The sequence below is a fragment of the Rhodococcus sp. 06-1460-1B genome, assembly GCF_002258475.1.
In the GTDB taxonomy this organism is placed as follows: domain Bacteria; phylum Actinomycetota; class Actinomycetes; order Mycobacteriales; family Mycobacteriaceae; genus Rhodococcoides; species Rhodococcoides fascians.
Genome location: NZ_NOYS01000019.1, coordinates 14,801 through 28,369, shown reverse-complemented (window position 1 = coordinate 28,369; position 13,569 = coordinate 14,801). Strand labels below are relative to the sequence as shown.

At 65.0% G+C, this 13,569-nt stretch carries 13 protein-coding genes; 3 read left to right on the top strand and 10 right to left on the bottom strand.

Annotated features, from left to right (window positions below; translation table 11 throughout):
- Positions 1-261 precede the first annotated feature (261 nt).
- Complete coding sequence (locus CH268_RS08285; RefSeq protein WP_057479107.1) at positions 262-597, top strand: hypothetical protein; 336 nt, start codon at positions 262-264, stop codon at positions 595-597.
- Between the two features lie 207 nt (positions 598-804).
- On the opposite strand, the gene CH268_RS28410 is transcribed toward CH268_RS08285, so the two are convergent.
- The 8 genes from CH268_RS28410 to CH268_RS08245 form a co-directional block, all read right to left on the bottom strand.
- Entirely contained in the window at positions 805-1,113 is a 309-nt protein-coding gene (locus CH268_RS28410) for a DUF4229 domain-containing protein (RefSeq protein ID WP_369597500.1), read from the bottom strand.
- Between the two features lie 65 nt (positions 1,114-1,178).
- Positions 1,179-2,141 carry a cytochrome c oxidase assembly protein gene (locus CH268_RS08275; protein WP_094663276.1) on the bottom strand — a complete coding sequence of 321 codons (963 nt, stop codon included), beginning with the start codon at positions 2,139-2,141 and terminating at the stop codon, positions 1,179-1,181.
- 10 nt (positions 2,142-2,151) lie between these two features.
- Complete coding sequence (locus CH268_RS08270; protein ID WP_094663274.1) at positions 2,152-2,751, bottom strand: copper resistance CopC family protein; 600 nt, start codon at positions 2,749-2,751, stop codon at positions 2,152-2,154.
- Between the two features lie 99 nt (positions 2,752-2,850).
- On the bottom strand, positions 2,851-4,617 hold the full coding sequence (gene ctaD / locus CH268_RS08265) for an aa3-type cytochrome oxidase subunit I (RefSeq protein WP_094663272.1): 1,767 nt from the start codon (positions 4,615-4,617) through the stop codon (positions 2,851-2,853).
- A gap of 84 nt (positions 4,618-4,701) precedes the next feature.
- A complete protein-coding gene (locus tag CH268_RS08260) occupies positions 4,702-5,658 on the bottom strand; it encodes a M56 family metallopeptidase (protein ID WP_094663270.1) in 957 nt (318 codons plus the stop codon).
- A complete protein-coding gene (locus CH268_RS08255) occupies positions 5,655-6,008 on the bottom strand; it encodes a BlaI/MecI/CopY family transcriptional regulator (protein ID WP_094663268.1) in 354 nt (117 codons plus the stop codon). Before CH268_RS08255 ends, CH268_RS08260 begins: the two co-directional genes overlap by 4 nt.
- Positions 6,009-6,033: 25 nt before the next feature.
- A complete protein-coding gene (locus CH268_RS08250; RefSeq protein ID WP_094663779.1) occupies positions 6,034-6,828 on the bottom strand; it encodes a M23 family metallopeptidase in 795 nt (264 codons plus the stop codon).
- Between the two features lie 496 nt (positions 6,829-7,324).
- On the bottom strand, positions 7,325-9,349 hold the full coding sequence (locus CH268_RS08245; RefSeq protein WP_094663777.1) for a cytochrome c oxidase assembly protein: 2,025 nt from the start codon (positions 9,347-9,349) through the stop codon (positions 7,325-7,327).
- A gap of 197 nt (positions 9,350-9,546) precedes the next feature.
- Between CH268_RS08245 and CH268_RS08240 the strand changes: the two genes are divergently transcribed.
- Positions 9,547-10,470 carry a cation diffusion facilitator family transporter gene (locus CH268_RS08240; RefSeq protein ID WP_094663266.1) on the top strand — a complete coding sequence of 308 codons (924 nt, stop codon included), beginning with the start codon at positions 9,547-9,549 and terminating at the stop codon, positions 10,468-10,470.
- 181 nt (positions 10,471-10,651) lie between these two features.
- Here the strand turns inward: CH268_RS08240 and CH268_RS08235 are convergent, their stop codons facing one another.
- The gene (locus CH268_RS08235; protein ID WP_094663264.1) at positions 10,652-11,065 is read right to left on the bottom strand and encodes a Rieske (2Fe-2S) protein; all 414 of its coding nucleotides are present in this window, start codon (positions 11,063-11,065) and stop codon (positions 10,652-10,654) included.
- A 185-nt stretch (positions 11,066-11,250) separates the two neighbouring features.
- Positions 11,251-11,778 carry a signal peptidase II gene (gene lspA / locus CH268_RS08230; RefSeq protein WP_052061206.1) on the bottom strand — a complete coding sequence of 176 codons (528 nt, stop codon included), beginning with the start codon at positions 11,776-11,778 and terminating at the stop codon, positions 11,251-11,253.
- A 291-nt stretch (positions 11,779-12,069) separates the two neighbouring features.
- Here lspA and lnt point away from each other — a divergent pair, with 291 nt between their 5' ends.
- Positions 12,070-13,545, top strand: a complete 1,476-nt coding sequence (gene lnt, locus CH268_RS08225; RefSeq protein WP_255182343.1) for an apolipoprotein N-acyltransferase — start codon at positions 12,070-12,072, stop codon at positions 13,543-13,545.
- Positions 13,546-13,569: the final 24 nt, after the last annotated feature.

The following is a 13,569-nucleotide window of genomic DNA, read 5'->3' as shown; positions in this document are numbered from 1 at the left end:
GCCGCAGATGTCGCGCATCTCGATAGAGACGAAGTCGAGGACCTCGCTGCCGGGCGTGAGATAGATGAAGCGCTGGCTGCCGGCAAGACACTTACTGAGGTTGCGCGGTCCATCGGTTACACCGAGGCAGTCGCCTCAGACCTTCTAGGAAAGTTCCGAGGGTTCCGCGAGAGTCTCGCTGCACGCAACCAAATTCCTCTGTTCTGAGCAACTTTTCACGTACACCACGCATTGCCGCTATGACTCGAAGAGGCCGACGCCATGAACTTCATCCGAATCGACACCGACCGAGGCACCCTCTACGGGCCAACCTTCGCCGAGACGCTGACACACTTCTTCGGACAAAACCAGCACGTCGAATGGGACTGCCACAAGCTCACCGCCGGATACTTCGGTGGGCGGTGCACAGTGTCGACTGCCATCCGAGTGCCTCACCGCGGACAGTGGATCGTCGCAGCTAGATCCTTCGGCCCTCGCACCGTCGACGCGATCCCCGAGTGCGCAGCTCGCAGCGGATCGAACTTTGCTACCGCACCGTTCGATGCACCTGCGTTGCCTCGCTGGGTGTACGAGTGGGCGTATGACCTGCTGGTCTGATTCACGGTATAGGTCGACTGGTACAGATCGAAAGCGAAGAACTTCTCGAGTTCGTAGATGCAGAAATGCCGGAGTGCGGCCAATAGTCTTCAGCGCGCGACGATCCCAAGAGGGTCACCCCGCAGAAGCGACCCCCCATTGTGAGTGAGTCAGTGAACATCGCACCGAACGACGACCGGGTTTGTGTCGAAAGTCCGCACGCGGGCTTCACGGTCTCTGGGTGCGGGGTGGTCGTGTCGCTGGTCCTCGTCTTGTCGTGCGCTTCCGATCCACTGCATCGATGTCCGCGTTGATGGTTCGACGAAGTTTCCTGAGGGTCAGTGCCGACAGCGGCAGGCTTGCTGCGAGTGCGATGAGAAGAACCAACACGAAGGGGATGTCGAGACTGGTCAGCGCGTCGACGGCCAAAAGCACTCCTGCGGCCACGCACACGAGGAACAGACGCACGGCGTTGTAAGCCAGAACATGTAGGACAAGCTGTCCTCGAGCAGTTGAGGGTGTGCGGATCAGTGGCATCTGCCGTCCTGTCGTGCGTCGTGGCTCATCGTGCTTTCCATTCAGGCCGCTAAGCGTGTCTGGCGTCATCGTCCGGTGCGGGCCCGGGTTTCGGTGCCGATCTGTTTGAGGAAGTCGTTGTAAGCGTTCAGTTCGCTGTATCCGTCCTCTTCGGCTTGGCGATCCGCGACGGCCGATTCCTCTTTTTCGTCCCGGTTCCATTGAATGCAGAAGATGAGCACGACCAGTAGGGCGACCGGTTCACCGTAGGACCACGCCAACGCTCCGGCGAGCTTTTGATCGGATACCGGATCGATGCCCCATTCCGGGGGTGGGAAGGCGAAGGTCGCCAGCATGGGGGTGCTCGACATCATCAAGATGACACCGAAGAACACGTGCAGCGGCATCTCGACGAACAGGTCGAACAACCGGCCCAGATTGCTCTGCCGAACGGGGAGGGGGCCGACGGCGAGCACAGGGATGATGAACAGCAGACCGCTGGCGAAGAAGAAGATCTCCATCGATACGTGCCCGATGACTGTGATGGCGAGAACATCGAAGATCGACGACAGATACAGCCCGTAATAGCTGAAAAGGAACAACGGGATCGTCAGCCCGGGATGGAGAGCGATGCGCCCGGCGCGGCTACGCAACCCCGACAGCGCCGCGATCAGTACCCACCTCCCGGCTCCGTGATGCGCGGTGGCACGCAGGAGAAGTCGTCCGGGCGAACCCACCACCAACAACGGTGGGATGGTCATCGACAACGTCAGATGCTGGAACATGAAGACGCTGAACAGGCTGTAGCCGTAGCGTTCGATCTGCAGTCCGGTCACCAGGACCAGCGCCGCGCAACCGAGCAGAAAACTCGCACTCCGCCACCGCGACCATGCGATACCTCGACCGCGGACCCGATAGAGCCCCCAGACGTACAGCCCGGCCATGACGACACCGGCGATCGGCAGGATCGGTAGGGGAGGAAGATCCCAGCTCAACAACGCTGCCAGCGTCGGCGGCCCTTCCGGGGGAGCAACGGCAGCGATGATCATCGGCACCCTGTCATTGCTTGTTCTTGCCTCGGATCACCAGGGTCAGGGCGATGGCACCGAGACCGAGCACAGCCAGGCCCACGATCGAGAGCAGCATCATGGTGTTCTGTTTCGGTGGCCGGTCTTCGCTGGCGGACGGATTGTTGGGATCGTAGGGCTGCGTTGCCGTGGTAACAGGAGTCGGCGAGGTCGAGGTCGCACCGCCCTGCGACTGCTGTGCAGCGGCGTCCTGAGGGGTGGCGGTCGCCGCAACGTCGACGGAGAAACCGTACGACCCGGTGATCGGGTGCCCGTCCGCGGAGGTGACACGGTAGCCGACGGTGTACTCCCCGTTGGGGAGTCCGTCCTCGAGCAGGACCGATACGTCGGGGCCCTCGACCGTGGCCGTTCCCTGTGCCCACTGAGTGTCGCCAGGACCCACGACGCTGATGGTCGCGAACGATTCGTTGATGTCCTGGTTGAACACCAGACCGACACCGATCGGCGCGAACTCCAGGGTGGCATCGGCGGGCGGGTCGGAGCTGACCAGCTCACTGTGCGCCGACGCCGGCGCTGCAGCGAACAATGCTGTCCCGCAGATCATCACAGCGATCAGCATCAGACGTTTCACGTGGGGTACTCCTCTGTATCGAGCCCGACCCAACAACTACGGGACATAGTAGTAGGGGGGGCGGTTTAGCGGTGGGTCACTTCTGCGGCGATGGTTATTTCACCGGTCCGGCGGATCGGATCGTTCACGGCCGGCGATGGCTTCGGTGATCACTTCCGAGGGCGCGATCGAATCCGAGTGCGGGCCACCGACGTGCTGCTCGGCGCGGATGCGTTCGACCATGTGCGGATAGTGAAGCTCGAACGCCGGCCGCTCGGAGCGGATCCGGGGCATCTCGATGAAATTGTGCCGCGGGGGTGGGCAACTGGTCGCCCACTCGAGGGAGTTACCGAACCCCCAGGGGTCGTCGACGGTGACCACTTCGCCGTAGCGGTAGCTCTTGAACACGTTCCAGATGAACGGCAGCGTCGAGGCTCCGAGAACGAACGATCCCACGGTCGAGACCTGGTTGAGGGTGGTGAACCCGTCGGACGGGAGATAGTCGGCGTAGCGGCGCGGCATTCCTTGCGCTCCGAGCCAGTGCTGGACGAGGAAGGTGGCGTGGAATCCGAGGAACGTCATCCAGAAGTGCCACTTGCCCAGTCGTTCGTCGAGCATGCGGCCGGTCATCTTCGGGAACCAGAAGTAGATGCCCGCATAGGTCGCGAACACGACCGTTCCGAACACGACGTAGTGGAAGTGCGCGACGACGAAGTAGGTGTCGGTGACGTTGAAGTCGATGGGCGGGCTCGCCAGGAGCACTCCGGACAGTCCACCGAAGACGAACGTGATCAGGAATCCGATGGAGAAGAGCATGGGGGATTCGAGGGTGACCTGGCCGCGCCACATGGTGCCGATCCAGTTGAAGATCTTCACCCCGGTCGGCACGGCGATGAGGAAGGTCATGAACGAGAAGAACGGCAGCAGCACGGCACCGGTGGCGTACATGTGGTGCGCCCACACCGCGATGGACAGGGCGGCGATGCCGACGGTGGCGTAGATCAACCCCTTGTACCCGAAGATGGGTTTGCGGGAGAAGACCGGGAAGATCTCCGAGACGATTCCGAAGAACGGTAGCGCGATGATGTAGACCTCGGGGTGTCCGAAGAACCAGAACAGGTGCTGCCAGAGCAACGCCCCGCCGTTGGCGGGATCGAAGATGTGGGTGCCGAGTTTACGGTCGGCGAGCAGGCCCATCAGTGCTGCGGTCAGCAGTGGGAACGCCAGCAGGATCAAGATCGAGGTCACCAGGATGTTCCAGGTGAAGATCGGTAGCCGGAACATCGTCATTCCCGGTGCGCGCAGGCACACCACGGTGGTGACCATGTTGACCCCGCCCAGGATGGTGCCCAGGCCTGCGACGAGCAGGCCCACGATCCACAGGTCGGATCCGATACCGGGGGAGTAGACGGCGCTGCTCAACGGGGTGTACGCGGTCCAGCCGAAATCTGCGGCACCGCCGGGGCTGATGAACCCTGCGGTGGTGACCAGTGCGCCGAACAGGTACAGCCAGTAGGAGAAGGCATTGAGCCGGGGGAAGGCGACATCGGGTGCGCCGATCTGCAGCGGCAGGATGTAGTTGCCGAAGCCGAAGACGATCGGGGTGGCGTAGAGCAGCAGCATGATCGTGCCGTGCATGGTGAAGAGCTGGTTGTACTGCTCGTTGGAGAGGAACTGCATTCCCGGCACGGCGAGTTCGGAGCGCATGATCAAGGCCATGAGGCCGCCGACGAGGAAGAATCCGAACGAGGTCACCAGGTACATCAGTCCGATGACCTTCGGATCGGTGGTGGTGACCATCGTGTGCAGGAACGACCCCTTGCGGGCCCCGCGGGGTGGATAGGGGCGAACCGCCGGCGCAGCCGGAGGAGATGTCAGCGCCGTCATGGAACCACCTTCGAATCGCACGCGAATTACAGGACGCGTCCGACAGCCTAACTCAAATACTATGCTGCATAGTATTTGGGTGGGTCAGGTCAGGACGGCCGCACACGCCGCGGCGGAGATCGCACTGAGGGTGAGGATTGCCATGGCGGCCGGCACCACGAGCGGCAGTACGGCGGCGGCAGCGTATGCGCCGGGCACTGTCCGGGCCGGCATCTGCGCGCTCGTATCGAGGTGGCGGAGTCGTTCGGTGGTCGATTCGCCGATCAGGCCCAGTGCCCACAGTGGACGTGCAGAATGCGCCTGCGAGACCGTCGACAGTGCCGAACGCACAGTGTCGGCGCTGGTGACCGCGGCCGCGGACCGGTCGGCTGCGACCTCGACCAGAACCCGCACCGCTGCAGGTGCTGCGGCGAACAGGGGAACGCGAGGGAACGCCGCGGCCAGGATCTCGCAGATGTTGACGATGCGGTGGTGGCGCCCGCGCAGGTGGGCGCGTTCGTGTGCGATCACAGCTCGCTGTTGATCGGGATCGAGATGGGCGAGCAGGCCTTCGGTGGCCACGACGTAGCCGGGGCGACCATCGATGCTGTAGGCCAGCGGGAGCGGGTGGTCGAGCCACATGATCGGTTCGGGTCCGGGGTCCGTACGCGCGACGACGGCGATGACATCGCGGTGATAGTCGCGGACTTTGGACCGGGCTCGAAGCTGACGGCGAGTCGAGCGCAGGACGCGCGCCGACGCCGACGCCGCGAGGACGACCGATGCTCCGGCGACCGCTTCGCCGATCCACGGCTGGGCCGCGTGTTGCAGTGAGCCCAGACAGCGGACGGCGAGTTCGACCATGCCCTCGGCGGGCGCATGGCCAGGCCAGAGCAACACGGTCACCGCGGATCCCACGAGAAAGAACACCCCGGCGATGCTGCCGATCCATGCGGTCAAGGCGAGAGTGGGGCTCACGGTGCGGGTGAGAGAGGTCAGCGGCCGCGGCAGGGCGACGGCCGCGATGATCGCCGCGAGGAGCAACACCAGCGCGACGATCACCGGTTCACGTCCGGCAGGTTCCCCCGCAGAGCGTCGAGCTCGTCGTCGGTGACGGTTTTCGCGAAATGCATCAGGACGGCGGCCGAGTCGGTACTGGTGTCGAGGATTTCGCGCAGCGCTTGCGAGGTGGCCTCCGCGCGCGACTGCACCGGGGAGTACAGGTACGCGCGTGACTGCTTGGTCCGCTCGACCCACCCCTTCTCGTGGAGATGGGTCACGACGGTCAGGATCGTGGTGTAGGCGGGGTTTCTGTCGGCCATGCGTTCACGCAGGTCATGGACCGACTGCGGTCGATCGCATTCCCAGAGCACGTTCATCACCTCCGCTTCGAGATCACCGAGCCTTTTCATCGCCAGTTCTTCTTTCCTCGTCGTGTCAGGTGATATCGACTCCGCGTGCCGACAGCCACGCCGTCGGGTCGGACTTGGCACCGTCGGGTTGCCACACTTCGTAATGCAGGTGGGGTCCGGTGGATTGGCCTCGGTTGCCTACCGTAGCAATGAGCTCGCCGGCTTTCACACGTTGACCGGCGGTGACGAGCGCCTGGTCTATGTGCCCGTACACCCCGATCGTGCCGTCGTCCTGACGAATACGCACCCACAGGCCGAACCCTTGCGCCGGCCCTGCTTCGATGACCTCACCGTCGGTCACCGATACGATCGGCGTCCCGATCGTATTGGCGATGTCGAGTCCGTAATGCGTTGTCCCCCAACGTGGCCCAGAACTGGAAGTCAATGTGCCCGACACCGGCACCACCGAGAGCGGGCGCCGCGCCTCGGCATCGCGTGCAGCGCGCTCCGCCGCCCGAACTCCCCCCTCGGCGAGTTGCTCGGTCATGCGCTGCGCGACCCGGCCGACATCGAGATCGGGTAACTGCAACACCTGCGGGGGTGAGGCAACGACCGGGCTCGGCGGCAGGACGCCGGCGGGAGGGCTATCGATACTCGCGGCGCTGAGCGCCACACTGTCCTGCGACCCGGTGTTCGGAGACGTCGCTGCCGCGGACAGAAAGGCACCGACCGCGACCGACGCAGCGATGGCGCGGCCACCCGGCTTCGGCACCCGGCGGCGATGAAGTCCGCGGCGAGCACGTCGCGACACGGCCTGCACTACATCGCGGTCACCCTCGTTGTGCGTCGTCTCGTCCGGACCGGCCACGTGCACCCACATCGACGCGGCAGTGTCCGCGGCCGCGGTGTCCCAGGCGTCGCTGACCGCGTGAGCGGGTCCATCCGGTGCGGGCGTCTGCGCCGCGGGCGTGTGCTCGTCCTCCGACAGAGTGTCGGAGTACCCGGCATCGGCGGGCGACTCGGTCACGAAACGCGAGGGTGCGAACCCGGCGTGTCGATGACGGGGGCGATCGATGAGCGCCGTCGGCCTGGTGCCGACGGGCATCGAGATCACGCCGCCGCGCGCCGGCGCTGCGCAGTCGTCGTCGATCGGATCGGGTGTGCGGTGTCGGGCCAAGATCACAATCCTTGGTGGCTACGAGGCCGAGGCCTCGCTTGAGATAACGAAATGGTGACGGTCAGGCCACAGGTTACTACTATCAAGCATAGTTTTTCCATCCCACTCGACCCGGATTCGCCCATACCGCTGGTCACGGTTCTCGGCAGGACATCCCGCGGGCTGCGGCGACCCTGACCGAGAACGGATTCTTCGGGTATCAGGGGTGATCCCGCCGAGAGGACAGGCCACCGAGCATGGTGTTGTACGCCTCGAGTTCGGTATCACCTTGATCGTCGACTCGGCGATCTCGTTGCCGTGCAGCGCTCTCGTCGGCCGCCGACCACCGGACCGCGGCGAGAACCGCGGCAGCGAGCAACGGCAACTCGCCGATGCCCCACGCCAGAGTGCCGCCGCGCCGCTGGTCGGCCATTAGGTCTGCGTTCCAATCCAGACGCAGTCCGCTGTAGAAGCTCGCTCCGAGCGCGGTCTCGAGATCGATCGTCACGACGAGGAAGAATGCGAACCCGGCCAATGCGGTGATACTCGCGAGCAACTTCGTCAGTCCCGCGATCGGTCTCGGTACCGGGTCTTCGCCGACCGTGCCCCAGAACATCACCATCCCGACGGTCAGGAACCAGCCCTTCATCACCATGTGTGCCACATGAGAGTCGGCGACGGTGTCGAACAGTCCGCCGGGGTAGAGCAGGTAGAAGCTGCTCAGGAACACCGTGGTGCTGACCCACGGGTGGATTGCGATCCGGGCTGCTCGGCTGTGCCATGCAGCCCGGAGCCATTCGCGCGAGCCCGGTGCCTCGGCTGCCGGCGCGGTCGGCAGGACCGAGGCGACCAAGGTGGCCGGCCGGCCGAGGACCAACAGCAACGGCACGGCGATGGCGACCGCGGTCAGTCCCGCCATGTGCACGCTGAACATAGCCGGGCTGTAGAGCCCGGCCCCGGACGAGGTCGCCACGAGCAGCACCGCAGTGCCCGTCAACCAGCTCGCTGTCCACCGCCTCCGCCATGGCAGGCCTGCCCGCCGGCGGCGCCGCACGGCCAGCAGGTACAGGACGGCCGCGATCACCGCCGCGGAGCCGAACACCAGGTCGAAACGCCACTCGAACGCCAACCGCGCAGCGGTGGGAGGGCCGTCCAACACGTAGCCCAAGGCCTCTTCGTGCGCCTGGGGCAGCGAGGTGTCCTGCGGCGGGGGCGGGGGAGTGCGGCCCAGTGCGACCGCCAGGCCCACTGTGGTGACGAGAACGAGGGTCTCGATCATCGACAACGTGATCAGGGATCTGCGCCTCGCGGGGTCGTGAGCCAGAGCGCGGACCGTTCGTCGTCGCTGCATCCACCCGAGGGTCCCCACGATCGCCAGAGCTGCGATCTTCGCCAGTATCAGAGCGCCGTACGTCGAATCCCACAGCGACGTCACGGGTACTCGCACGGCAGCGTTGACCACTCCGGAGACCGCCATGATCACGAACGCGACCAGAGCGAGCGTCGAGTAGCGGCGGGTCGCGACGGCGAGGTGTCCACCTCCGCGCAGCGCATGAGCGAGAAGTGCGAGGAGTCCGCCCACCCAAAGTGCGGCAGCGAGGATGTGCAGGATCAACGAGTTCGTCGCGATGTCGTGATTGCCGCCGGTCGAGGAGTGGCCGGTGACCGCGCGCGGGATCAACGCGAGCATCGACAGGGCGAACAAGGCGGGGGTCCATCGATGCCGCAACACCGCCGCGCATGCTGCGGCGGTGATCGCCGCGACCGCAGAGGTGATGGCCCATGCAGTGGAGGAATCGACATCGCCGATCGCACCGAGGAACTGCACCGGTTGCGCTGCAACGGATCCGACAGGTTGACCCGAGGCGTCCGAGAGTGTCAGCGGCACCAACGCCGCCGCGCACACCGCCCACACTGCGGAGGCCTTCGCCGCGGTGCGGACGGCTACGTACCCGTCGATGTCGAGCACACCCGACCTCTGAGGCGGAACGAGAAATGCTGCGAGGAGCAGCGAACCCGCCGCCACGACGGCAGCCACCTCGCCGATCGCGGTCAGTGCCGGGATCCCGTACGTGGTGATCGGGCCGGGATCGGGCAGACCCAACAGGACGAGCGCTTGGGACGTCGACATCGCGGCGAGCAGTGCAGCGACCACCGCGGCAATCGCTGCGCACAGCACCATCACCTGCGATCCGGAGCGTCGATCCACTGCGCCGCGGGTCGAATGGGCCGCTTCGGTGGCCATGGTGTGCGCCTCTTCCCGGTGGATCGTGTTTTCGTCATAGGCGCGAGGCAGTCCGACCTGCGCCGACAATGAACTACTACGAATGATAGTTGTACGAGTCCGGGCAGCCGCCGCCGGACGATCCTTCAACACTTGCATATATGCGCATATCGTAATATGTTGTCGTTCTGCGGATCTGACACGACGAAGGAGCAACGATGGGGCACGGACACGGCCACGGGATCGAGCCGGGTTCACCGGCCAGCGCGTCCGGAAAACACCTCGGCCGACTGTGGATCGCCGTCGGCCTGGGGGCGGTCACACTCGTGACGCAGGTAGTGGTCGGCCTGTCCACCTCGTCGTTGGCCTTGCTCTCCGATTCCGCACACGTGTTCACCGACGTGTTCGGGGTTTTGATGGCGATCGTGGCGATCACACTCGCACAGCGGCAGTCTCGCAAGACCGGCCGCACGTTCGGACTGTATCGAGCCGAAGTGTTCGCGGCTCTGTTCAATGCAGTGCTGCTCTTCGGTGTCGCTGGGTGGATTCTCTACGAAGCCGCGCAACGCATCACGAACCCACCGGAGGTGCCCGGGATTCCGGTCATGTTGGTGGCACTTCTCGGTCTGGCCATGAACCTCATCGCGTTCCTCCTTCTGCGCAGTGGTGCGAAAGAGAGCCTCAATGTTCGGGGTGCGTATCTGGAGGTGATGGCGGACATGCTCGGCTCGATCGGAGTGCTCGTCAGCGGACTGGTCACCGTCGTGTTCGGGTGGCGGTACGCCGACCCGGTCATCGCGGTCGCCATCGGGTTGTTCGTTTTGCCGCGTGCATTCACTCTGGGGCGTCATGCCGTACGAATTCTGCTGCAACACGCTCCGTCGGGCATCGATGTCGCCGCCGTGAACAAGGCCCTGGCCGGTGTCGACGATGTCGAAGAGGTACACGATCTGCACATCTGGACACTGACTTCGGGGATGGAGGTCGCGTCGGCGCATCTGACGGTCGCCCCGGAGGCCGAGACACCCCGGGTGCTCGCTGCAGCGCAGCAGGTTCTCCGCGACGAGTTCGGTCTCGAGCACGCCACTGTGCAGGTCGAACCCCAGGAAGGCGAAGGCCGTTGCCGAGAGGTCAATTGGTAGGCAGGTCTCGACCCGGTGCGAGATTGGCACGCAGTGCTGTCGTCGACACGGCGACGATGTACCGAAACCGGCACCAGGCGGGTGGGGCAGAGAGTGGGTCCTCGATTGCCGCACATCGGCCCGGTCGAGACCGTTCACCCCGAACCCGTCCACCTCGCGTGTTCGGTCGCCCGGTGATGGATCAGTCGACTGTGAGGGTATCTACGGTTCTGGTCACGGCACGGTTCGGCAGTGGCTCGGTAGCGGGGCTGCGCATGACCGCCCCGTCGGTGATCGAGAAGGCACTGTTGTGGCAGGGGCACTCGATCGTGCCGTTGCGGACTCGGTTCACTGTGCACCCTTGGTGAGAACAGATAGCCGAGAAGGCCCGGAAGGTACCGGGTTCCGGTTGGGTGACGACGACCTGCCGGTCGGCGAGCACGATTCCACCGCCGACAGGAACATCGTTCACCGACAAGGTGATGGGACCGTCGGAAGCGGTGTCCTCACCGGACGGGGCTTCGCCGACGCTGCATCCGGCGGCAGCCAGGCACGCTGTAGCGCAGCTCGTAGCGAGAAAAATACGGCGCGGTAGCGCCGGGATGTCCTCGCTCATACAGCAGGCTCCCCTCGGTACGCCTCGGTGAGCGAGAGGCGACGATCGCGTGTCGGTGGTTGTAGTCGACTATGTTTCGAGCAGTTCCGGTGTCGATCACCCTCACTGTTCGAGCGGATCAGCAAGATTGTCCTGTCGCGAATGTATGTGCACTGCAGGGCATTCGATTCGAACGCCGAGATATCTCATGCACGTTCACGATCCGGCGCTGTCGGGCACTGCGGGCAGAGGGGCAACCCTTGTGCCCTCTCGCGTGCCAGTGCCGCCCCGATCATCAGCACCACCCCGCAGGTGATGTAGATGTCGGCGAGGTTGAATGTCGGCCACCAACCGGTGTGAAAGTAGTCCGTGACCGCACCGTCGACAAGCCGGTCCAGAACGTTGGACAGCGCGCCGGCGAGGATCAACGCCAGCGCCACCGTGGTCCACTGCTCCCCGTGCCGAGCGCTGTGCCATCCGTAGGCCGCGACCCCGGCGGTGATCGTCGCCGTGACCGACACGATCACCCATAGGGGCAGCGAATTGCCCAGACTGAAGGCCATTCCGCGGTTGAAGGCGAGCCGCAATTCGAGGATCGGTAGTGGGATCGGAGAGCCGACCAATGCTTCTTGCGCCCAGTAGTCGACGGTCAGCGCGGTAGCGACCAATGTCAGCACGAGAGTCACTGCGTAAGCACGCAGCCGCGTGGGAGACGTGGTGGGCGAGCGGTTCACGGATCCTCGTTCTCGGGTGTGTATCTCGGACAGGTGCTGGGTGTCGACGGAAGGGGATCGGTCACCGCCGCAGAGTTGCCATCACATAAAATACTATGCACCATAGTAGTTGATGAACGGCAGAGGCTCCTCCGGTACCGGCTGCACGCGCGTGCCGTCATGAGATCGGCTCCCGGCATCGAGCCCGGGCCTCGACCTCTCGTCTACGACCCGAGCCGGGCGCGGTGGGTGACCGGCAGCAACGGAGTCCGCGCGTGGATCCGGCTCCTCGCCGCCGCCTCATCCGGGCTGATGTTGTATGCCACATTCCCGCCCATCGATCTGTGGTTTCTCGCTCCGGTAGCACTTGCAATGCTGCTGTTGGCTGTGCGCGGGCGAGGGGCGCGTGCGGGGGCCGGCTACGGCTTCGTCGCCGGCTCGGCGTTCTTCGTGCCTCTGCTGCCGTGGGTGGGGGAGTACGTCGGATCGGTGCCGTGGCTGGCGCTGTCCGTCGTTCAAGCACTCTTCGTGGCACTGTTCGGTGCGGTAGCGGATCGGATGTCCCGACTGCCGTGGGCGCCGGTCTGGGTGGCGAGCGCCTGGGTGGCGATGGAAGCGGCACGATCTCGGGTCCCGTTCGGCGGCTTCCCTTGGGGCCGCATCGCATTCGGTCAATCCGACGGGCCGCTGCTGCCTCTGGCTGCGGTGATCGGCGCGCCGGGGTTGTCGTTCGTCGTGGTGCTGATCGGGTCCGCTCTGGCCGGCGTCGTTGCCTCCGGTCGCATCACCCGCAGAACTGCAGCAGCGTCGTGCATCGGTGTGGCCACTGCTGTAGGGGCGCTCACGGTGGTGGCTCCACTGTTCGCTCCGCCGCAGCAGGACACGGTCACCGTCGCCTTGGTGCAAGGCAACGTCCCGCGGCTCGGTCTCGACTTCAACGCCCAACGACGAGCGGTGCTCGACAACCACGTTCAGCGCACCATCGAGCTCGCCGACGACATCGACTCCGGCCGCGTACGCGCACCCGACCTGGTCATCTGGCCGGAGAACTCCTCCGACATCGACCCCCTGCGCAACCCCGACGCCGCCGCACGTATCGACGCCGCGGCCCGCGCCGTCGGAGTCCCCGTACTCGTCGGCACGGTTCTCCGCCGAGACGACGGCACCACGAGCAACACCTCGATCGTGTGGGATCCCGTCACCGGGCCCGGGCAGAGGCACGACAAGCGGCAACTGGTGCCGTTCGGGGAGTACCTGCCGATGCGCACGATCGTCACCGCACTCTCTCCCTATGCCGCCCAGGCAGGAAACTTCACCCCGGGCCAGGGCAACGGCGTCCTCGACCTCGCCGGAGTGCACGTCGCGGTGGCCACCTGCTACGAGGTCGCCTTCGACTCGTTGCTCACCGACTCCGTGCGCGCCGGTGCCCAGCTGATCGCAGTGCCCACCAACAACGCCACTTTCGGTCGGACGAACATGACCTATCAACAACTCGCCATGTCGCGGGTACGAGCGGTCGAACACGGGCGCAGCGTCGTCGTGTCGGCCACCAGCGGCGTCAGCGCCGTCATCGATGCACGCGGGGAGGTCGTCGAGCGCACGGAGCTGTTCACCCCCGCAGCTGTCGTCACCGAGGTGTCACTGAGCACCACCCTCACCCCGGCGACGATCACCGGCAGCGTTCCGGAATGGATTGCCGCCACCGGCGCTGGTGCAGCACTGACGTTCTCGCTGCTGCGCCGACCACGCTCCATCACACCGAACCCCGCAAACTACTATGTCGCGTAGTATTTAGATGGTGGTCGGTGAAGG